Source organism: Bdellovibrio sp. KM01, from assembly GCF_013752535.1.
In the GTDB taxonomy this organism is placed as follows: Bacteria; Bdellovibrionota; Bdellovibrionia; order Bdellovibrionales; family Bdellovibrionaceae; genus Bdellovibrio.
In genome coordinates this window covers 2,407,888-2,428,342 of the sequence record NZ_CP058348.1, presented here as the reverse complement: position 1 = coordinate 2,428,342, position 20,455 = coordinate 2,407,888, and the positions used below count along the sequence as shown (strand labels likewise).

Sequence of the window (20,455 nt, the reverse complement as noted above, 5' to 3'; positions counted from 1 at the left end):
GGTACGGACTTACTTTCTCCAATAAAAAAGGCTGGATAGAAACCCAGCCTTTTTTATTATTGGAGAAAGTAAGTCCGTACCTTTTAGAATTTCCAGAAAGCCATGCCGTTCAGTTCAATTTGCATGTCTTCTTTTGGAGTGGCGGGGTCGTATTTATAATTTACAAATCCCAGGCCGTATTTCAGATAGAAATCTTTTTTGAATTTATAGTAGCCATTGCCTTCCAGGCGGTAAGCGTTGCTGACTTTGAAATCATCGCCGGTGCCGCTTGGGAAGTACTGCAATTTTAACTCAGACCATTCCATCATTTTTTTCAACCAGTTCGCTGTCGGCTGATTTTGAACGAAAAAGCCCACACCGTAAATCATGGAGCTGGCGTCTTTGCCTTGAACCATTTGGAACGGAATGCTGAGGCCCCAAGTTTCATCCTGCAAATGGAAGCCCGGTTGTGCACGCCAGATAAGCTCTGCCGTTGTCAAATCAACTTCAGGGTAGTCAGCATTCGTCGTTAAATGCTGATCCCGGCTAAGTGCCAAGCCCCAGTGCAGGCGAGTGCCATCCGAATGAAGACCCAGGAAGTTTTCAAACCACCACTCAAACCCGAATGTCCCAAAGGCGATTCCTGAAGGCGTTTGGTAGCGAGCACCAAGCCAAGCAGAGAAAGGATTTCCACGCTCGATATCGAATCCCGCCATGAAATTATCAGAACCGGATTTTACGTTCACAAAGTGGCGAGTGCTTTTTCCCGATGGCAGATTGCTTAAAGTCCAATTGAACTGATGGCCGTCCCCTTGGAATACGGCGTCTTTGTCAGATCCATCACCGCTCACGGATACGTCTGCCGGTGCAGTTCCTTCCAAAGTAACGCTGGAAGAATAAGTTTTCGTCACAGACTTAGAAGAAAGTGTCGGGCGGATTTTTGCAGGAGCAATGGCTCCACGCACGTAAAACTCTTGGCGCATTGGAATATCGCCGTCACCCTTCAGATACAAAAGGGGACGTTCTTTAGAAAGAACAACTTGCCAGCTGCCATCAGTTAAGCGTCGCACTTTGCTGCCATCTGCAGGGTCTGCTCCGGAAGCTGTCAGAACGATTCTTTGGCCATTTTCAGTTTGAACGGCGTCTTTGAAATCCACGTCATTCATACGAGTCGCGATTTCCAGGAAAGCCCCTGTTTGAGTCAGGGCTTTGAACGAAACGCTTTCAGAGCGATCGTTCAAGTAGATGATCCCCTGATTGCCCACGACTTTACCATTGATTTCAACCTGAGCTGTTTTTTTAGAAGAAGAACGAGGGCGGACTTCCAATTGGCCTTGCTGTGAAGAAAGATACAACTCTTTCGAGCACAGGTAAGTTTGCGTTTCATCGCTTTGACGATAAATACAGAAGGTCATGAACGGCAGATACTTCATGTCGTCGACAATTTTTGCATCCTTCAGTTCAACAGTAAGGCTTGCCAAATCGGATCGCAGGTTTTCCTGGTCGCGTTCGTTTTTGGAGATCTTGACGTTTTCTTGATCCAGACGAGTGGTGAAGATCGCTTTTCCGGCGTTATTCTTAATCGCTAGTTCGCCATCTTTCAAAAGATCTGCGGGCCAAGTGAAGCGCACTTTGTAGGGAGCATCGTTTTTAGTCGGGGCCTGCAGATCGAAAGTCACTTTCGTGGAATCGATCAAAATGTCGCCGACTTTCAAACGGTCTTCATCCATCAAAGTGTATTCAAATCGTTGTGGTAAAACCTGCAGATTGTTTTTGCTGGCTTGAAACAGCATGGGTTTACGCACATCTGCTTGAGCGACGGCGCAGGTAACAAGGGCTAAGAACAAAATGCTGCTGTTTTTCATGTCAAAAGCTCCTTGTTGATATCGTCGGCACTTTTATGGGCCATGATGGCGTTGATCACGGACAAAGCCGTCGTCATTTTTGAAAGAAAATCCTTGTTGTGACCAATCACCACGCGGCGAGTATGGCCATTCCAGGCTTCCATGATTTTTGAATTCAAAACCTCAGCTTCATCGAAAGTTTCAGTGCGAATCGGATTGCTGAGGTCGTAATAGTCCACATCCGCTGTATCCAAATGCAGAACCCAGTCATAGCGATCAAATTCAGTTTGTTTGCTGGAATCAATGCTTTTAAAAAAGTTTTCAGGAGCAAACGGCCAGTACGCCAAAGCATCGATGGAGCCGCGATCACAAACGATCAAAGATTTTTGACTGGTCTTGCAAATCATGTCTTCAAGCTCTTTTTGAACGAAGTAAATCGCTCTTTGGGCATTGATCAAGCCTTGAGGATCTTTGGTGCGGGGAAAGCCGCCGCGATAAAGAATACTGGCGGCTTCAGGGACCACGGCGCATTTTTGTCCCAGCTCTTTTTTCAGAGCTTCAATCAAAGTTGTTTTGCCGCCGGAAGGACCACCTGTAATAACGATTTTTACCTGTTTCATACTCCTAGGATCGGATAGAACCAAGCCTGAGGTCAAAGTAAAAATCAGAGCATATATCGCAGTCTGAAAGCGATTTTATAGAGGACACGGAAAAACCACGAGCTTGCACCCAGGCGGTTTTCTGCAAGGTTGAGTGAATTCCCACAGTCTTCATTCCATTGCGTTAGCATATTGTTCAAAGTGCCTTGATCTTTAAAGTGCGCGATGACTTCCAGATCATGAAAGAGGCTGCGGTAATTCAAATTAAAGGAACCCACATAGACTTCATCATCGATGATCATCGTTTTCGCGTGTAAAATGGACTTTTGGTATTCGAAAACGGGGATGCCTTTTTGAATGAGAAAGCGCACCAGGAAAAATGACGCCCATTTGGAGAAAGGCACGTCAGATTTACCGGGAATCAAAAGTCTGACATCGGCTCCGCGCTCTTTGGCGAGCATCAAGACTCGCATCACCGAGCGTTTGGGCAGAAAATAGGCGGTGGTGATATAAACGCGATTTTTAGAGTGAGAAATCTTGCGAAGCATGTCGCGGTAAAGATGTTTTCGCATCTTTTGGGTGGTGTTTAGTTGAACGGCGGAGCTCAAGGGGGAAGATGGCACTCTCCATCGGCTGATCCACGACAAAAATCCTTTATATATAGTGCGCAGATAAGTGATTTGCGTTGCGATGACCAGTTGGCGAACGGCGGGACCTTGAACGCGAACACCCGTGTCTCGCCACGCTTTGTTGCCTACATACTTTGCACAATGAACTTGAGCGAAATTCAAACTTCCCAAATAGGCCGTTTTTTCATCGAAAATAATCACTTTGCGATGGTTGCGGCGATTCATACGTCTCCACCAGCTGGCTTTACTGATAGTTTCAAATGCGGGCAGACGATGCAGCCACGATGACGGATAAGGCATGATGTGAAACACGCGAAGTTCGATGCCATGTTGTTGGCAATAGCGCAAAACCGGCGGAATACTATAGTAAGAGCCGAATCCATCAAGAATCAGTTTGACGGAGACGCCTCTTTTCACGGCGTGCGAAAGCTCTTTCAGAATGTTTTCTGTCAGCTTGTCGAGATCGAAAATATAGCTTTCAATAGTAATGGATTCTTTCGCATTTTGAATGTCTTGAATCAGACTTTCAAAATAAGCATCACCATTATGAAACAGCTTTACGTCACTCCATGAATCCATATGCTGCATTGTTCAATAACTAATTAAAAAAGTCGACAGCAAAGCAAGGGGGAGGGCAAACTTGAAATCTATGGCATCAAGCAAAATAAGAACTATGAAAAGAATTGTGACAGTAAGTCTTCTCGGTGCAATGTGTTGGGGCAGCGCTTTGGCGCAAGCATCCGTTCCTGCGGGCAAAACACGTGTGATCTATTTCGGTATGCAAAACCAGGCTGACTTTGAATTGAAGGTGAAGCCCGTTTTTGATTCCGCAGCATCGTGCAAAAACTGCGAAATTATCAATTACACACCTTATACTGCTGAAGGCGCGGTGGATGAGGCGACGATGCATGAACGCATCAACACTCTTCCTGCGGATACTAGCTTTGTATTTTTGGATTTCAATTTGAAGTCCAACGAGCAAAGCAAAGCGTTCCTTGAAGCTTTGAATAAACGCGCAGACAGCGGCATGATCGTGGTCGGATCTGCGGGTGCTCCTAAGAACAATGAAGCGTCAGGTCCGTTGACTCGCACGGTTTTGGGACAAGTTCATAATGCTGTGATCATCGGGGAGTTGGGTGATAGAGATCGTTTGATGCCTTCGGCATTCTATGGTCCTGAAATGCTAACAGCACTTCGTCCACCCAAAGACAAATTGGGTCAGGGCCAAGCTCCTTTGATCTTCGCAGCCAATTTGGCTGATAAATGGAATAAGCGCACACCGCAAGAGTGGACAGATTATTTCAAAAGCAAAAAACAAAAAAACCGCAAAATCTGGATGGATCTAAACGACCTGTTCTAAAAGGTACGGACACACTTTCTCCATAAAAAAGGCTGGGATTCAACCGGCCTTTTTTTTATGGAGAAAGTGTGTCCGTACCTTTTAGCGCCTTTTAGCGGCCGGGGAAAAGGACTATGCGAGCTTGGTGTTTTTCGGGGATGCGGGATTTGATTAGGCGGAGGGCTTCGGCGTCGGAATAGCGGCTGGAGATGTGAATCAGCACGATTTGTTCGGATTCGATTTCATCCAGGCGCGGGATGATTTCGTCTAAATGAGTGTGACCCCACTCCCGGGCGTTCGCGATGGTTTTTCGATCGTCCAGATAAGTGGACTCCATGATTAAGATCTTTGATTTCTTAACCCAAGGGCGAACATCCAAAAATTCAATCTGAGTATCACCGGTGAATGTGACCATCGGGTGATGATGGATTTCGTTTACGTCTTCACCTTTGCGGCGCAGATTCACGATGTCTTCCTGGCTTTTTCCTTGAAGGTCGGCGCGAAGCTTTTTTGACGTTTCAAACAATGTGTAGCCGAAGGACTCGATGCGGTGAGTGGTTGGAAACACCTTAACATAATTTTGCTGGTTGATTTCGATTTCATCGTCGGCATTCACGGGGATGAATTCGAACTTGTATTGATGACCCTCGATTTTTTCCCACTCGCGCATGATGTTGGTCATCGGTTCAACCAATGTTCCAGGCATATAAAACTGCGCCGCATTTTGCGAGGTCATGGCTTTTTGAGAGATGATGTAGGGGATTCCAGCAGCATGGTCCAAGTGACCATGGCTGATAAAGAATTTTTTAAGATTCAAAAGATAGGGAAAACCCTGGGCCACGTCGAAACTTAAATAAAGCTCCGGCATGGCGATGGCGGTGCGGATGCCTGAAAGGGAAAGGCCATGGAATTTATATTTCTGATAACTCCAGCTTTCCCCAGCTACTACGGACATCCTAAACCTTTCTGTCGCTGATGTTACATGCAACGAGCAACGATATCGTGACCCAACCAAGCCACCGGTGACTTCGGTGTCCATGAATCGTGAAGCATCACATAGCCACAAGATTTAAAGACCACTTCAGACAAAACAGCGGTGATCAGATTCTTTTGATCCTTATGCAAATCAAATAGATAGTCCGAAGACTTCAACATGTACTCCATCTGATCCTGACGAGTATGTTGCGGCCACTTGTCGTACTTTGTAAACTCTAAAGTCAGTGGATTTGTCAGATATTCATCAGTGAAGGCTTTGATCTGTTCAAACGTCACGCCGTCTTTCAGTAGTTCTTGGCATTGCTTCAAAACCTGTTCACCGTGTTTTTTATCTCCGGCGTCTTTTTGAATAGCTGTAACCAAAGGGTAAAGTGATACTTCAACACCTTGAAAGACTGACGAAGAGTTCGTCAAAATCTCTGGGCAGTTGTAAACGCAGCAATGGATGCCTTGTTTCGCGAATGCGATGGAGTGGTCTTCCAAAGCCATCTTCGCCCAACCTTGGAAGTAGCACGTGTAAGTCTGCCATTTGTAATCGTTTTTAATCAAAACCTCTGTGCCATGGTAACCGTAAGCTGTGTAAGAAACATGGCTGCCAGAAGCTTCCAATTTTTTACGCAATGGAGTCGAGATCTCAACCAGATGCTTGAAGGTTTCAGCCGTGACTTCCTTAAAGTTACGCAAACAGAACTGACCGATTTCAGAATCCATCAACGCCTGAGAGCCCACGTGGCGATCGCCCGTGCCCTTACAAACGCGATTTAAAATCGGCATAATAATTTTCGTACGGGGAACGCCACCGGCCATCAAGTGAGCAAACAAAACGTTCGCACCAGCGGGGATGTGTTTTTCGAGTTCTTTGATGAAAATTTCAGTGTTCTTTTTGAAGCGCTCAGAACCCGCTTTTTGTGATTCATCAATCGCTTTCCAATCAAGCTTGGCATTTTCCCACTCGCCCAATTTGATGCCGGCCAATTGATCACAAGGAGTCACGCCATTTGTTGCGGGCTCCATATCGAATCCGGCTTCCAAAGGAACGTTGATAAATGGTTGTGGAATATTGGCTGTTTCTTCAGCAGTCAACGCGCGCAATGTTCCGTCTTTTTCACGGCGACCCACTGTTGCACGAACGATCGTCATTCCACGACGTTCAGCTTCTTCGACTAAACCGTTGGCATAACCACGGGAGAAAAGTTCGCCGAACAAAACAAGGACATCGCCTTTTTTGTAAGGGCTTAGAGCTGGTTTTTCCTTAAGTGGGATTAGTTGCGTCATTTTTTACCTCGTATTTGAAAGGGGACATAGTTATCTGCCTCCCAACAAGAATCAAGTTTTCACTTTATTTTCGCTCTGCGGGGTTAACAGAACTCTGACAATGAAGCGGCACATCTTACTGGCTTTGGCCGCGAAAATAGCTGACGATTTTTAAATGCAAAGGAGTGCATTATGAAACGGAATTTATTGACGGTTTTAGCTCTGATTTTATCAGGAACCATCGCCTTCGCGACAGAGGCAGCGCCGGATTGCATAGCAAATGGGCAACCCATCCCAGTCATCAACGAACAGATCTTGCTTTGGAAGAAACAAACCAAGAATCAGTACAAAAATCGCGGTCATATTTATGGTGTCGTGACGAATATATACCAAGGCAAAGCCAGTCACCAACATTTCCAAGTTAAAATCGGCGAAGGTCCTCGCGATACAATTGAAGTGATTTACAACACAAGCTTCCGTGAAATCGACAACCTGCGCATCGGGGGAGTGGTGGAGGCGTGCGGTGATTACATTACTTCCAATGCCAAAGCGGGTCACTATAAGCCATCTCCAGACGGTGCGATCCTTCACTGGGTTCATGAATCAACAAACAACCGTCATGAATCCGGTTATGTCATGGTCGATGGCGTTTTACACGGAATGCCTCATGGGCGCCAGTTCTATGACTGGGAACCAGATTTTGACTCCCTTCAACCGGCCATGTAGTCTTCTTTTATAGGAGACAAGAAATGCGTGTGGTTTGCATGGTCCCATCGTGGACCGAGACATTGTTAAGAGCTGGAATCAATGTTGTCGGACGCACGCGTTTTTGTATCCATCCCGAAAAATTAATCACCAATATTCCCATCGTCGGTGGGACCAAGGAAGTATCCTGGGATCTGGTGATGGATCTAAAACCTGACATCGTTTTGTTGGATCAAGAAGAAAATCCCTATGAGATGGCAGAGGAGTGCCCGGTTAAGTACCTGGCAACGCACGTTCATTCCCTTGAAACTCTCCAGCAAGAATTGGTAAAGCTGGGGGAGTTTTTCGAAAACCCGACATTGATGGAAATGGCCGTCGATTGTCTGGATATTTTAGAAAAACCGACGCCTGCATTTGATCCCCGAAAAATTCCAGGATTCTTGGACTGGGTGAAAATCCCCCATCAGAATTACAGTGAAGTTTTATATCTGATCTGGAAAAAACCGTGGATGGCAGTAAGCAAAGAAACCTATATCGGATCTGTTTTAAACAAACTTGGAATGAAAGTGGTCGAGTTTCCCGAAGGGGAAAAGTATCCTGTCATTGAACTGGAAGATCACCCGAATGCTCTTTGTCTGTTTTCATCAGAACCTTTTCCTTTTGCCAAAAAGATTTCAGACCTTAAGGGCCTGGGAGTGGAAGGAGCCATCGTGAACGGGGAGTCGTTCTCGTGGTTCGGTTACCGCTCGATCCAGTTTCTTAAGGAGACTCTGAAATAATGACGACCCGAAATATTCTTTCCGCGGGAGTGGTCCCATTCAGTAAAAACAAAGAGGGTGTAAGATTTCTGATTTTACGCAGTTTCAACTATTGGGATTTTCCCAAAGGCGAAGTGGAATTGAAAGAAGATCCTTTCAAAGCAGCTTTGCGTGAAATGAAAGAAGAAACCAGTCTCCATCCCAAAGACTTTCCTTTCGGTCATGACTATTACGAAACCGAACGTTATGGGCAGGGGAAGGTCGCACGCTATTATATCGGATTGGTCGAAGGCACTCCGGAAATTGAAATGCCCATCAGTGAAGTTTTAGGGGAGCCCGAACATCACGAGTATCGTTGGGCTTCGGCGGATGAGTGTAAGTATTTATTTGGCCCAAGACTCAATCGAGTTTTAACTTGGGCCTTAGAGAAAATTAATTCCTGAACATACCTGGGCTGATTGGTAAGCCCGTTGCGAACATTTTAGTGATCATATCTGTGGCATCCGTCACAGTCGCTTCTTTCGCTTGCGCCGTCGCAGGCATAATCACATTCCCTTTGATAGCCGCCACGAACTTATTGAAATCCGCTGTCGAGCGCAAAGCCAGGAAGAAGTTACGGTTGCGATCATCACCATTATCCTGCATTTGCGTGCTGGAAGTTTCTTGGGCGATCAAATAGAAGTTTTCAGTTACATCCACTGGCAACGTGCGGTCCGTACCTTCACACAACATCAAGCCACGAGTTACAGCGGCTGCCGTTTCGTTTTCGCTTAAAGCCGGATTCAAGATGTTCACATAATCAGAGCGACGGATGTCATACCAAGATTTCTGACTTTTGATAAACAATGCGGGATTCAATTTTACGATCGCACACTGTTCGTATTGACCCACGCGCACTTTGATTTTGCTTTGCTGAACCGTCATTGTTGTCGACGTGTTCACACCGATACCGTTTGCTGTTGCTTGAGACTCTGCCCATGACAAAGATACGCCAGCATCGGCACCCACCGAGAAGAACTCCAAAAACTTAAAGCTGAGGCCTGCTTTAGCACCCACGCTTTGCGAGAACGTTCTGGATTTAGAGTGGCTCAATCCAAAGCTTGTACCGACTTGCAAACCTTGATTGTAACCTTGCAAGTAACGGCTACCCATAACCTTTTTAACGTTCATGCGGCGTTCAATTTGGAAGAACGATTCCGGGTTTTTCTTAACCGTGCTCATGCAATCGCCACCGAACAAAGTCGCGAATTGAGTTTGGATTGCTCCACCTTTTTCGCGGTTCATACGCGGCAAGTAGTCTTGCGCCCAGAAGGCACAAAGTTTTTGTGCGGTTTCTGCCGTCAATTTGCCCGTCGTCACGATATCAGCAAGATCTTTTTTCGTCGTCAAAAGGCGAGGGTTGCGACCCACCATAGATGGTACCAAAGCACCCAAGGTATTGTGGTTCACAGCCGTGTTCAAAGTGATCAAATCCAAGTTGTTGTTCATCGCATAAGTAGCAGGTTTCGCCAAAGCCACTTGGTTTTTCACGCGCTCAGATTGCTCAATCTGACCTTGATTGATGATCTGTTGGATCGTCGGTTTTTGTACGTTTTCGCCTTTGCCTTCAAGCAAGAATTTATTGATGGCAGAGGCGTCTGCCACACGCACATTACGACCAGCCTCATCCACATTCAGAACCACGGGGCCCATGAATGTCGGAGTTTCAAGCTGGCTTGTTTTGTCGATAGCTGAATCCAAGGAAGCTTTCGCATCCTTCATCGCAAGCTGACCATCTTGACCCACTTGAACTTTAGATTCATCAACAGGGTAGATCTCGATTAGCATGTTGTTACGGTTCCCCAAAGCCTTCAAATCCTGAGTTTGGAATTGAATTTCCGTGTTGATTTGACCTGTCAGAACCGTCACAAGTTTTTGTGCATAGGAAACTACAGTTCTTTTAGAATCATAGTCCGCATTTTTAACCACGGCCATTTTTAGCAAGTAAGTACCATCACGAAGTTTTTGAACTTCGGAACGACCGTTAGAAAGGCTTGAATACACCAGCAAATGTGGATCCATACGAACTTGGATTTTCTTAGTCACATTCAAGTTGAACAAAGAATCCACAGAGTAGTTATAAGAAACCGTGTTGTAGCTGTAAGCATCCAACATTACTTGCGTGCGTGGACGGTTTTCTTGCTTACAATCCAAGATCAATTTTTCAGTTGGATCGATGTAACGAGCGTCACGGCCCATAGGACCCCAAGTTTCCCAAGGGTTTACCAACATCGGAACCGTTTCGTTCATTCCCAATTCCTTATTGGAAATCATCACAGAACCCTTAAGGAAACGTTGGCAATCAAAGTACTTAAACTTGATGCTTTCATCCCAAGTAATGCAAGAGTTGTTGTCTGTTTTGATATTGACCGTCTGTGCTGGTTCCGTCGTGTTTTGACGGAATTTAGTGATCGTGAACGTGTGCGCACGAGTCGTTTTTTGGTCCAGACCACTCTTCACACAAGCTTTTACGCTATAGATCACTTCACGTGTCGCCGTGGTTTCTTCGCCCACGCGAATGAATTTATATTCCAATTGTGAAACTTCGATTTTAGGTTTTTGGTACGTCTCATCGTCAACAGTGTTAGCGCCTGTTTTTGACGGTTGAATCATTTGCGCATTTACGAACTCAGACAATTTAAAGTCTTTAGACTGCGCCACTTGAGAGCTGACCTTCAACATATTCGTACCTTTAATTTGGTCGTACTCGCTCATCATGAAAAAGCCTTGGAAAGGCGTCAGACCTTCCGGGCCATCAAGGGGAGCCAGTTCCAAACCAAAAGCCACTTGACCACGAGTCGGCACCGCATTTAAAGCAATGGGAGCTTTTAAGCTTAAAGTACCGTTCGCCATCGTGCTGGTGATGACTTCGGACTGAGCTAACAGGCGGTGAATTTCCTGGTTCTTTTCAGTGTAGATATGGATCAGGCTCATGCGCGCTTTGAAAGTTCCAGACGCCAGAGTTTTTAGAATGAACTCGCCATTCATTTTCGTTAACTGCACAGAAGGAGCGCCACGGAATTCTGCGATCAAAGTCACTCCGTCAGAAGTCATCTTTTGTTCGTTCACGAACAGACGGCCGTCTTCCACCCACAATTTACGCGTGCGCAGTTTATCGTCTGTACCAAATCCTTTAAGTGCTTGTTGGATGGCTTTTTTATCCGAAACCAATTGGTCTACTTGCTCTTTACGCAAATCAACCACTGCGGGCAAAGTTTCACCGTGAGACCACGGGTTGATCGCAAGATCAATTTCACGAGTGCCTTTTTGCAAGCCCATGCCTTGAATATGACGAGTCACTTCAATGTATTGAGAGTTCGCTAGGTAGTTATATTTGATTTTTTCAGACCAGTTGATGCATCCAGCAGCATCGGACGTCACTGTTTGGTCAACTTCAGTTACTTTAAATTTATGGCCCGCGATCGTTTTGTTGTATGCGACATCTTTTACGCAAACAGAGAAGTTGAATACTTTAGATTCAGGCAACGCAAAAGCGCCGGCTGTTTGTTCAGAGGCAGCAGATCCTTTGATACTATCGATAGTGAAGGTTGCAGCTTCAGAGCTGCCTTCAGTCTTGTCTTTCGGTGATGGCAGGTTACACGCTGCCAGCGTTAAAAGGTTCAATCCTAAAATGAGTTTTAAGAAAAACATTTTAGATGTTGGCATAAGAAGTCTCCAGCTTAATCATAATTGTCTTCTCGCGTGATTGAACAGTGTTTGTGAACATAACTTCAGCGTCTTTATAAGAGGCACCCAAGTTGTATCCCTGTTTTAAGAAATTCAAATAACCGCTCACTTCATAGCCAATACGATTTGTTTCATAGCCGCGGGCATTGAAGTAAGAAACTGCTGCTTCTGGTGCTACAGAGTAGTATTTGGCTTTTAAAGTTATGTCCAAAGCCGAGGACACGTGCAGGATGCTACCCAAAGCCACGTTATAGGCCGTGTTCACGTCTTCTTTAGCTTGAGTGTTTTTAACGTATTCAGATTCCAAAGTGATGTCGAGCAAAGTGCCCAAGGGAATTTGCAAATCCGTGCTGGCTTCGACTCCGGCATATTTATTTACAAATTCATAGTGAGCATCAGAAACTGTGTTCACTTCATTACCCAAAAGCATCGACTGTTGAGCCACCGCTGAGGGTAGGTTGTTGTAGATGAAATAACCCACTTTGTTCTTCCAGAAAGCATTTTTGGAAGCGTTAAAATTTAAACGCAAGGACGCGGAATTAAGACTTGGAGTAGGCTCTTTTTCCTGAGTGTTCGAGCTTAAAGAAGTCGAAGTTGGAATAGCTGATTCAATCACGATTCCAGAAACGACAGAACCCACTCTAAAAAGGCTTTGCATGCGCGCAGAAGGGAAGGCGATAGAATCTACCAGTAAAGACGTATGGTTATAGTGCTGATCCAAAGCGCCGGCGGCCAATTGGAAGAAGCTCGCAGGTTTAAACATCAAGCCTGCTTGATTTAAAAGTATCGAGTTTTTCATGCTATCGGCGCCGTCCAATGTCTGAGCTTGGCCAGAAACCAAACGGATCGCAGGTTGAAGATCAATATAAAGAGAATTGCTTAAGATATACTTGGATTTAACCTCTAAACGCAGGTCCACGTAAGTCGCTTGAGTTTGCTCATCGCCTTCATCCGCGCCCTTCATAGATAAACGCCACTCCGCCGAGAACTTTTTCTTCTCAGTGTCGGTTGATACGCTGGTCACAGACGTGCCTTGAGCGAAGACCCTCAATGACAGTATCAAAATGAGACAAAGTGATGTAATAGCGGCCTTTTTCATAAAACCCCAGTACCTCTGTTCACTTCAAGTTCTGTGCACACAAGTTGGGGGGCCTATTCTTATATATTACAAATAGGATACTGCCGGAGCACCCGGTGACAAAAAAGGCTTGTCACTTTCCGGACAGGGTATCGAAGCGGCCCTGCCAATACGGTCCGACAACATGAGTTTTCTTCGCTGGGTTTTAAGTTGAAACACCCTTAAAAAAAGCTGCTTAGAACCCTTTGAGTGGAGTTTTTATTCTTACCAATCTCAGAGCGAATTTCCTCTTTGATGTGAGGGAAGGCAAAGGACTTCTTACGCATGCGATCGATCAAAACCATCACATCTTCAGAGTTATGCACGACTTGTACAATCATGCCTGAAGAAAAGTTCTTCTTTTGATAGAACAAAGCCTCGCGGTTGTTTTGGTGGTGGGGGCCCACCATCACGGGCAATCCTGCTGCCAGGGCTTCCATCACGGAGTGCACTTGTTTCTTAAAACTGCCGCCGATGAAGGCGATATCAGCCCAGGTGTAAAGCTCCGCCAGGATGCCCACTTTATCAACCAGTAGAATGCTTCCCAAAGGCCAATGCGTGGATTTTGAATAGAGCACATACGGTAATCCCGCATCGCTGAATTGCTTTTCCAACTTTTCCAAGTGCGCAGCAGTTGTTTCATGGGGTGCGATGATCATTTTCAAATTATCGCGTTTGATTTTGCTTAAAGCCTGGACCAAAACTTCTTCGTCTTCGGGCCAAGTGGAACCCGCGATAAAAACGAAATCATCCGTCGAAGGCATCAATTCATTTTTCAATTGTTTGGGGTTTTCCAGGCGATGGAAAACCTGATCAAAACGGGTGTCGCCGCTGACTTCGATTTTGGTTTTGATACCCAGGTTATATAAATTGCGACGATCTTCTTCAGTCACACAATGGATTTCATCCAACTGGTTCATCGCATACTTCGTCACAAATCTTGAAAAACCTTTGAGGCGGGAAGAGTTGTCAGCAAAAGTTGCTGAAAAGAGACCCGTCGTCAGGCGCTTTTTCTTGGCAACGCGAGCTAAAACCGGCCACACGTCTGTGCGCGAGAAAAGCAGAGCGCGGGGATTCCATTTTTCAATAAAAGACGCGATCGAAATATCAAAATCCCATGGCAACGCTGCCCACATATCGATGTCGTGCATGCTTTCCAAAATCTTTTTAGCAGACGGGGATGAATAGGTCACAATCACCGGGATATCGGGGTGAGCTTTTTTAAACTCCCGAATCACGGGGCGCGCGTATTCAATTTCGCCACTGGCTGCATGAATCCACAATGGACGATGCAAAGGAATCAATTTCTCAGTCCCTGGGTGAGTCATTTTATAAAAGCTATGGTTTTTATCCTCGATCATCTCGCGCAACTTGCCGCTGATAAACGGACGCAGAAGCTGCAACACGATCCAGGCAAAGGGCACCAATACGAATTTATAAAACCAAAACACCAACAGACTCATTTTGTTTCCTCAAGGATGTGGCGCAACTGTTCTGCTACTTGTACTGGAGTGATATCCACCAGGCACTTATGGAATTTTTCTTTGTTTACGCATGGCCCTTGACCGTGCTTGCTGCAAGGACGGCAGTACAAATCAAGTTCCATGATTTTCGTTGTCGGGCGTGAAGGAAATCCAAAAGGAGCCGGGCCCATCAAAGCAATCGTTCTTTTTCCCAATTGCTCGGCCACGTGCAAAAGGCCCGTGTCGTTACTGATCACCGCACGAGAAAGTTCCACCACCGCAGAACTCACTTGCAACGAAGTTTTCCCAGCCAGGTTCATGACTCGCCCTGGAGCCACGGCATGAATGTCTTCGATAAATGAGTCTTCAGGGCCACCCAGTAAAACAAACTTCTGATCCGGCATCAGCTGAATCAACTGTCCCCAGTACTCCTTCGGCCAACGTTTTAAAAAGTATGCCGCTGATGGTGCCAATGAAACAGCATTGACGTAATCACCCAAAATCCCCCGGGCCTTTTCAACTACCTCAGAACTTGGAAAAATCTGCGGAGCCGCCGGGGCCGCTTTACTCACGCCCCATTTTTGCAAAGGCTCCAGCAAATCGCGCTGACCGTTGAAGGGCTGTTCGAATTTATTGATGCGGAATCTGAAAAGTAAAAATCTTTTCCAGCGACGAATCGAACGACGAATGAACTTGGGTCCTAAGCCCAAGAAACCAAAAGGCCGAAGGATGAAAGAAATAATGCGTGAACGGCTGTTGTTATGGGCGTCGTAAATATGCGTGAATTTCTCGGGTCGCATCGACCAGACAAGTTTCATCAAACCCACTGCACCAGCTTTGCGATCAAACTCCCACACCTTGTGAATGTGCGGATGATTGCGCAGTAAAGGTGCCATGTCCTTGCGGGTGATCCAATGGATCTCGGCCTCTGGAAATGCTTGTGCAATCGCAGAAGGAACGCTCAATGTCTGCACGACATCGCCAAACGCTGAAAAGCGAATGATTAAAATTTTAGCACCCTTACGGGTCTCAATTTGAGACATGAGGGAATCCTAGCAAGGGCGCCCAAAAAGGTCACTTGTTTAAAACGTTCCACGGCAATACCCCCTAATTTCCCCCTCACCAGGGCACAACCTTTGATGTGTTAGGGGAAGATAGGGAGAACTATGCTATTTAGGTGTCCCCCCAAAGGGGCTTCTATATTTCATTTGATGATTATTTGGGCAGTGCTGGCACTCCCAGGTCTCGCTATGGCGCAAGTCCGCACAGAAATGAAGCTATTCTCCGACTCCTTCATCAGCCCTGAATTTGAAGCTACGCAGAAAACCAACTACCAATTTGTCGGCGCTGCGATCAAGACAGAACCCTTTTCTGACTCCGCGTTGCGCATGGATATCTCGGGCGGTGTGGCGATTGGCTCGCCCTTGTTAAATTACCTGAATATTTCTGAACTCTATGTACAAACCAAGCAAAGTGAGACCGAAACATTTTATATCGGCCGTAAGAAAATGCTGTGGAGTGAGCTCGATGCACGCTGGGATTTAGGCGTGTGGGAGCCGCTATTTAAATGGAATCCGCTGTCACCTGATCGTCAGGGCTTGTCAGGTATTTTCTGGCAAACCGAGGGGCCGACTTACAATTTCACACTGTTTGCATCTCCGATTTATATTCCCAGCCAAGGCCCCAGTTTTGAAATCGAAGACGGGGATTTTGTCAGAGGAAATCCCTGGTTTCACCAGCCGCCTCAAAGCGTGCGTATCTGGGATGAAGCCACTGAAATGCAATACAACATGAATCAGCCGTCAACGACCGAAGTAGTCGTGCAAAACTCCTATGGTGCGAAAATCGCCGTGGGCGATCCCAACGGATTTAAAGCACAGCTAAGCTATATTTATAAGCCGGATAACACGCTGGCCATTGGTTATCAGGGCAGTCTGGATTTAAGCACATTAAAGGGTAACGTGGAGCTTCGTCCGCAAGTTTTCTATCACTCCTTAACCGGTGCGGATGTGACTTACAAAGTGAAGCATTTGCGTATGGGTGTAAGCACAATTCTCGACCGCCCGACAAAAGAAAAAGTTTTCGAAGATCCTGATTGGACTCAACCCGTATTTGAAGACGCATTGCTAGTAAGCCCCTTCATTGAGTGGGACAATGGCTGGTGGGCAGTAAATTTGATGCGTTTAGATATTCACGGTGGCCAAGTGACAGAGGTGGGGGCAGACCGCGCCAACGAACCTTTGACGAATTTGTATCCGTTTTATCACGCCAACCAAGCTTCGCTTTTAACCAGTTTTTCATTGGGGAAAGCCCGTCGCTTGATTACGAAAGTTAGCTTTACTCAATCTGACGAAAATGATTTTCAATTGTTCCGCATGAACGCGCGCTTGCGTATTTCAGGCTTGTGGTCGTTCTTTGGTGAAATGCAGATGCTAAAAGCGGGGCCGACATCGCAAAGCAATCAAAATGACTTGGCTCAATTTGCCAATAACGACCGATTGATGTTAGGAGCTGCTTATGTCTTTTAAGCGTAAGTTCTCTTTACTGTTTGCATCAGTTTTGATGATCTCTTCGGTGGGTTGCAGTGACTTTATCAATGGCCAGGAAACCAAAGAGGAAGAACTGCATTTCTCGAATGAAAAGTTGGCTTGTTTGCAAGGCGTTCCCGAGACTTTGAAACGCTTAACAAACGGCGATGGCGAGAAAGAAGAAATCCGTACTTCCGTCGATTGCCTGCGCCAGGCCTTGATGTATTTCCAAAAGAAAACCTACGGGGCGCAGGGCAACGCCTATACGGTCGAAGAAATGCGCCGCTTTTTCTCGAAATACTTCTTAAAAGAAAACGTCGTGACGCCGGAATTCGCTTTGGAATTGATGAAAATCAAGAAAGCGATCTTGGGTGGCTCCAGCAACAATTTGACCAAAGAAGAAATCACACGTCTGATTGATGTTCTCGCTATCGTTCGCGATGAGGCTGTGGATTTGGCTCCACATATCAAGTTGCTTCTGTTAGGCGTTCCCGTTGATCAAGCAAACTGGCAACAGGTTTCCGCAGCGGTCGAGCAATTGCGTGTGGGCTTGCAGCGCCTTTTGGAAAAAACGGAGACATCTCGGTCGGACTATTCATTCGAAGACGGCAAGCGCGCTCTTAAAGGTTTCAAAGAATTTATTAAAGACGAAGACACTGACAAAAACGTGACTCAGTGGTTGCCCGTGGTGGAAGTGGTCAAAAATGTTCTGATGGGTCAAGAAGCCCAGCTGGCGACTTACACTCAGTGGAAGGGCAGCTTGAACAGTCTGATTGATCTGTATGGCTTGGTTCTAAAATATCACTATATCATTCATAATTTCGACATGAGCACGCAGCCTAAAGTGCGTGAGGTGAGTCAATTTATCGGTCAAGCCATCGACTTGATCGAGGGTGCGCCTCAGATCACCACTCGTGGCATGATTCCTTTGGAAGACATCGACAATTTGATCACTACGATCCTCGGTCTACCCCAAATCCAGGCGATCGCGAAAATCCGACCGATTTCTATTCAAACATTGTATCGTGCGGCGATCTTGCGCCTGCTTGAGCCAGGTCGTAATGGCGACTCGCGCGGTATTTTAGGCTTAGAGAAAAAACATATCGTGGCCCTTAGACGTGAATACAATGTGTGGCGACTGGTGCAGAATTTCGTCGACTCACAACTGGTCGCTGGACGTTCTGCGGATGCTTTGATTGCAAAAGATGATCTATTGGAAAAATACGCGAAATTCAATGCTGTTGGGTATATCAAGGCGGGGCTTTCCACGGATCCGTACGAGCACATGGCTTTGGAAAATGCCTGGAAGGACTACGGAGATCTTTTAAATTCTGCCGTGCTGATTTCCTATAATGCCAAAGGCCGTATCGAGGAATTCAACGACGCTCACGCTTCGACGACAACTTGGAAAAGTCTTACGACATCCAATTTGATGAGAACCATGTCTCGCGGTTTGCTTTTAGCTTATGGCAGCAACACCAGTGGCGAATTGACCAAGGCTGCAATGCAAACCAGCGGTTTGGTGACTTGGTACGAAGACTTTAAAGAGTTGATGTTCGATCTTAAAGCCTTTGATCCTCGCACAGGAAATACCGGTGAGCGTAGCTTCCAGGAAGCGAATTTCTTTACTTTCAGCGGTAATGGCGACTCGTACATGAATCAAAGGGAAACTTTTGAATTCGTGAGCTTGTTGTTCAGTGCCGGTCTGTCTTCGTCAGGTTCCGTTTATAACGACATGCTTCTGGCGGGTTGCGGTAAAGCGAACGGGAAGTCTTTGGCGGACGACGTGGATCCTTTGGGTTTCTATTATCTGAACGAGCAGTGTTTCCAAACGAACTTCCGTCTGAACTTCAGTAAGTACTTTGATAATTTGCCGGAGATGGCAAAATTCGTAGCGAACCTAAAACCAGAGCAGTGGAAAGAGTTCTATACGACTCTTCGCTATTTGGCCTATGTGTCGCCAAAAGAAGATCAAGGTTTTGTGGAAGTTGCCAATATCCGTACGATGGTGACAGTGCTTCATTATATGGAATCAGTGATGTTGATTTACGATGGAAATCGCAATCAGACACTTTCGCTTGATGAGGTGTATGCGGCATCACCAAGATTCCTGCCGTATATTAAGGAAATGAAGAAAGATATTCCATTTGATACGCTATTAAACCAAGGTTTTGCGTATATGGTGTTCTATGGCAAAGAAGGTTCGGCTGCGGAAATTGCCTGGTTTCAAGCGCAAAAAATCTGGTTGGACGAAGCGGATCGTCTGAATTTGATGCGCGCCATGAAAGCGATCAAGGACATGCAGCTTAGAGCTGCCGCTAAGAAGCTGCAAAAAAAAGCAGCTGATGCCGCCGTGATGCAAAATAAAGCTAAAAATAGCCAGAAATAGCCACATCGGAAATTGAACCCGTCCCCAAACTAAGTTAAGGTTTCCCGGATGTTGGGGACTAAGTTTTGGGTCGCATTCTTGGGGTTGTTTTTGGTGTCACCGGTGGTGATGGCCAGCGCCCTTGCAATGGACGAAGAAGTTCCCATCGTGATGCGCGAACCTGCTTCAGAACCGGCCTATTACGCCAATCAAGATGCCAGTGCCCGCATTGATCATATCCTGGATGATAAGACCGTCAAAGCAACCACAGCCTTTAATGATTGGCGCGTGGGCGAGACAGTCGCCGTTGAATCTCAAAAAAGTGGCGTCGGCATCATCGGGTTTTTAGAAATCATCGGTGTTTCCAATAACGAAGACGGCACGTTTCAAGTGACAGCGGAGCTTCAACGTCAGTCACGCATGCATTTCATCCAACTGGGTGATCAGATTTATCATATCAATTTATCTTCGGATAATATCAAGTACAAAGGGACGACGGACTTAATTATCAGACGTCGTGGCAAAAATATTTCTGCGAAATACAAACCTTTGTTCACCCAGGGTGTGTCGGTCGGCGAGACCGCCGAGACCTTGTGGGAAAATGAATATGTCATGAGTTGGTACGGTCAGATCAATTATGGCATCACCGATAAACTTTCAGTGGGAACAATTATCCCCGGGGATATCGCCGGAGCTTACAATGGCTCTGGTAAATACCGTGTGTTTGCTTCTGATTCTAATACATTTTCCATCGGCGCCAATACGGCACATGTGCCGAGTGATAATTCCAACACTCTCAATTTTACGGTGTACTGGGATTCGATTTCTTCAGAAAGCGTGATCTCGCATACGATGTTCACAGTGGCCGCGATGTCTTTTGCAAATGCAGCGGATGTGACTGCGGTAAAAACTCTTGGTACGACATCTTTCCAAACGGGTTATGAGTTTATTGGTGATAACTGGGATCGCATCCTTTTGGGGCCGAGTTATAACTTTGAAACCAAAGCGCTCGGTGGTTATTTAACTTACGTCAAGATTTGGGATCGCTTCCATTTCAGTTTATCGCTCAATTCAACGGATGTTTCCTCCTTTAAGCTTTCGGCGACGGATGGTTATTACGTTTTGTTTGATGCGTATTGGAGATTCTAAC

16 protein-coding genes are annotated in these 20,455 nt (G+C 46.0%); 7 read left to right on the top strand and 9 right to left on the bottom strand.

Translation table 11 applies throughout. The features are described from left to right. Window positions 1–83 precede the first annotated feature (83 nt). Genes HW988_RS11825 through HW988_RS11815 form a run of 3 tightly spaced genes read right to left on the bottom strand, consistent with a single transcriptional unit; the run spans window position 84 to window position 3,630 of the window. Complete coding sequence (locus HW988_RS11825; RefSeq protein WP_181604460.1) at window positions 84–1,844, bottom strand: hypothetical protein; 1,761 nt, start codon at window positions 1,842–1,844, stop codon at window positions 84–86. Next, entirely contained in the window at window positions 1,841–2,443 is a 603-nt protein-coding gene (locus HW988_RS11820) for an ATP-binding protein (RefSeq protein WP_181604459.1), read from the bottom strand. Before HW988_RS11820 ends, HW988_RS11825 begins: the two co-directional genes overlap by 4 nt. A gap of 44 nt (window positions 2,444–2,487) precedes the next feature. Next, window positions 2,488–3,630, bottom strand: a complete 1,143-nt coding sequence (locus HW988_RS11815) for a phosphatidylserine/phosphatidylglycerophosphate/cardiolipin synthase family protein (RefSeq protein WP_181604458.1) — start codon at window positions 3,628–3,630, stop codon at window positions 2,488–2,490. Window positions 3,631–3,700: 70 nt separating this feature from the next. Here HW988_RS11815 and HW988_RS11810 point away from each other — a divergent pair, with 70 nt between their 5' ends. Further along, on the top strand, window positions 3,701–4,411 hold the full coding sequence (locus tag HW988_RS11810) for a hypothetical protein (protein WP_181607768.1): 711 nt from the start codon (window positions 3,701–3,703) through the stop codon (window positions 4,409–4,411). A gap of 91 nt (window positions 4,412–4,502) precedes the next feature. Here the strand turns inward: HW988_RS11810 and HW988_RS11805 are convergent, their stop codons facing one another. Both HW988_RS11805 and HW988_RS11800 read right to left on the bottom strand, forming a co-directional pair. Continuing rightward, window positions 4,503–5,345, bottom strand: coding sequence for an MBL fold metallo-hydrolase (locus HW988_RS11805; protein ID WP_181604457.1), 843 nt, complete (start codon window positions 5,343–5,345; stop codon window positions 4,503–4,505). 23 nt (window positions 5,346–5,368) lie between these two features. Continuing rightward, window positions 5,369–6,661: a hypothetical protein gene (locus tag HW988_RS11800; protein WP_181604456.1), complete on the bottom strand. Its 1,293-nt coding sequence runs from the start codon at window positions 6,659–6,661 to the stop codon at window positions 5,369–5,371. Between the two features lie 171 nt (window positions 6,662–6,832). On the opposite strand from HW988_RS11800, the gene HW988_RS11795 reads away from it, so the two are divergent. The 3 genes from HW988_RS11795 to HW988_RS11785 are packed head-to-tail and all read left to right on the top strand — an operon-like array spanning window position 6,833 to window position 8,546. Next, window positions 6,833–7,366, top strand: coding sequence for a DUF3465 domain-containing protein (locus HW988_RS11795; protein ID WP_181604455.1), 534 nt, complete (start codon window positions 6,833–6,835; stop codon window positions 7,364–7,366). A gap of 23 nt (window positions 7,367–7,389) precedes the next feature. Continuing rightward, window positions 7,390–8,124: a helical backbone metal receptor gene (locus tag HW988_RS11790; RefSeq protein ID WP_255489973.1), complete on the top strand. Its 735-nt coding sequence runs from the start codon at window positions 7,390–7,392 to the stop codon at window positions 8,122–8,124. Next, entirely contained in the window at window positions 8,124–8,546 is a 423-nt protein-coding gene (locus HW988_RS11785; protein ID WP_220128731.1) for an NUDIX domain-containing protein, read from the top strand. Before HW988_RS11790 ends, HW988_RS11785 begins: the two co-directional genes overlap by 1 nt. Here HW988_RS11785 and HW988_RS11780 read toward each other — a convergent pair. The 4 genes from HW988_RS11780 to HW988_RS11765 form a co-directional block, all read right to left on the bottom strand. Further along, on the bottom strand, window positions 8,536–11,808 hold the full coding sequence (locus HW988_RS11780; RefSeq protein WP_181604454.1) for a hypothetical protein: 3,273 nt from the start codon (window positions 11,806–11,808) through the stop codon (window positions 8,536–8,538). The genes HW988_RS11785 and HW988_RS11780 overlap by 11 nt on opposite strands. Next, complete coding sequence (locus HW988_RS11775; RefSeq protein ID WP_255489972.1) at window positions 11,795–12,853, bottom strand: hypothetical protein; 1,059 nt, start codon at window positions 12,851–12,853, stop codon at window positions 11,795–11,797. Before HW988_RS11775 ends, HW988_RS11780 begins: the two co-directional genes overlap by 14 nt. A 275-nt stretch (window positions 12,854–13,128) precedes the next feature. Further along, on the bottom strand, window positions 13,129–14,409 hold the full coding sequence (locus HW988_RS11770; protein WP_181604452.1) for a 3-deoxy-D-manno-octulosonic acid transferase: 1,281 nt from the start codon (window positions 14,407–14,409) through the stop codon (window positions 13,129–13,131). Further along, window positions 14,406–15,452, bottom strand: coding sequence for a glycosyltransferase family 9 protein (locus HW988_RS11765; RefSeq protein ID WP_181604451.1), 1,047 nt, complete (start codon window positions 15,450–15,452; stop codon window positions 14,406–14,408). The genes HW988_RS11770 and HW988_RS11765 overlap by 4 nt, the downstream gene beginning before the upstream one ends. 168 nt (window positions 15,453–15,620) lie before the next feature. Here HW988_RS11765 and HW988_RS11760 point away from each other — a divergent pair, with 168 nt between their 5' ends. Genes HW988_RS11760 through HW988_RS11750 form a run of 3 tightly spaced genes read left to right on the top strand, consistent with a single transcriptional unit; the run spans window position 15,621 to window position 20,454 of the window. Further along, window positions 15,621–16,937, top strand: coding sequence for a hypothetical protein (locus tag HW988_RS11760; RefSeq protein ID WP_181604450.1), 1,317 nt, complete (start codon window positions 15,621–15,623; stop codon window positions 16,935–16,937). After that, window positions 16,927–19,326: a hypothetical protein gene (locus HW988_RS11755; RefSeq protein ID WP_181604449.1), complete on the top strand. Its 2,400-nt coding sequence runs from the start codon at window positions 16,927–16,929 to the stop codon at window positions 19,324–19,326. Before HW988_RS11760 ends, HW988_RS11755 begins: the two co-directional genes overlap by 11 nt. A 48-nt stretch (window positions 19,327–19,374) precedes the next feature. Beyond that, window positions 19,375–20,454 carry a hypothetical protein gene (locus tag HW988_RS11750; RefSeq protein ID WP_181604448.1) on the top strand — a complete coding sequence of 360 codons (1,080 nt, stop codon included), beginning with the start codon at window positions 19,375–19,377 and terminating at the stop codon, window positions 20,452–20,454. The last annotated feature ends 1 nt before the right edge of the window (window position 20,455 follow it).

Coding starts and splice junctions, on each gene's coding strand:
- HW988_RS11825 (WP_181604460.1), bottom strand. CDS start 1,844: ATGAAAAACAGCAGCATTTTGTTCTTAGCCCTTGTTACCTGCGCCGTC.
- HW988_RS11820 (WP_181604459.1), bottom strand. CDS start 2,443: ATGAAACAGGTAAAAATCGTTATTACAGGTGGTCCTTCCGGCGGCAAA.
- HW988_RS11815 (WP_181604458.1), bottom strand. CDS start 3,630: ATGGATTCATGGAGTGACGTAAAGCTGTTTCATAATGGTGATGCTTAT.
- HW988_RS11810 (WP_181607768.1), top strand. CDS start 3,701: ATGGCATCAAGCAAAATAAGAACTATGAAAAGAATTGTGACAGTAAGT.
- HW988_RS11805 (WP_181604457.1), bottom strand. CDS start 5,345: ATGTCCGTAGTAGCTGGGGAAAGCTGGAGTTATCAGAAATATAAATTC.
- HW988_RS11800 (WP_181604456.1), bottom strand. CDS start 6,661: ATGACGCAACTAATCCCACTTAAGGAAAAACCAGCTCTAAGCCCTTAC.
- HW988_RS11795 (WP_181604455.1), top strand. CDS start 6,833: ATGAAACGGAATTTATTGACGGTTTTAGCTCTGATTTTATCAGGAACC.
- HW988_RS11790 (WP_255489973.1), top strand. CDS start 7,390: ATGCGTGTGGTTTGCATGGTCCCATCGTGGACCGAGACATTGTTAAGA.
- HW988_RS11785 (WP_220128731.1), top strand. CDS start 8,124: ATGACGACCCGAAATATTCTTTCCGCGGGAGTGGTCCCATTCAGTAAA.
- HW988_RS11780 (WP_181604454.1), bottom strand. CDS start 11,808: ATGCCAACATCTAAAATGTTTTTCTTAAAACTCATTTTAGGATTGAAC.
- HW988_RS11770 (WP_181604452.1), bottom strand. CDS start 14,409: ATGAGTCTGTTGGTGTTTTGGTTTTATAAATTCGTATTGGTGCCCTTT.
- HW988_RS11765 (WP_181604451.1), bottom strand. CDS start 15,452: ATGTCTCAAATTGAGACCCGTAAGGGTGCTAAAATTTTAATCATTCGC.
- HW988_RS11760 (WP_181604450.1), top strand. CDS start 15,621: ATGATTATTTGGGCAGTGCTGGCACTCCCAGGTCTCGCTATGGCGCAA.
- HW988_RS11755 (WP_181604449.1), top strand. CDS start 16,927: ATGTCTTTTAAGCGTAAGTTCTCTTTACTGTTTGCATCAGTTTTGATG.
- HW988_RS11750 (WP_181604448.1), top strand. CDS start 19,375: ATGTTGGGGACTAAGTTTTGGGTCGCATTCTTGGGGTTGTTTTTGGTG.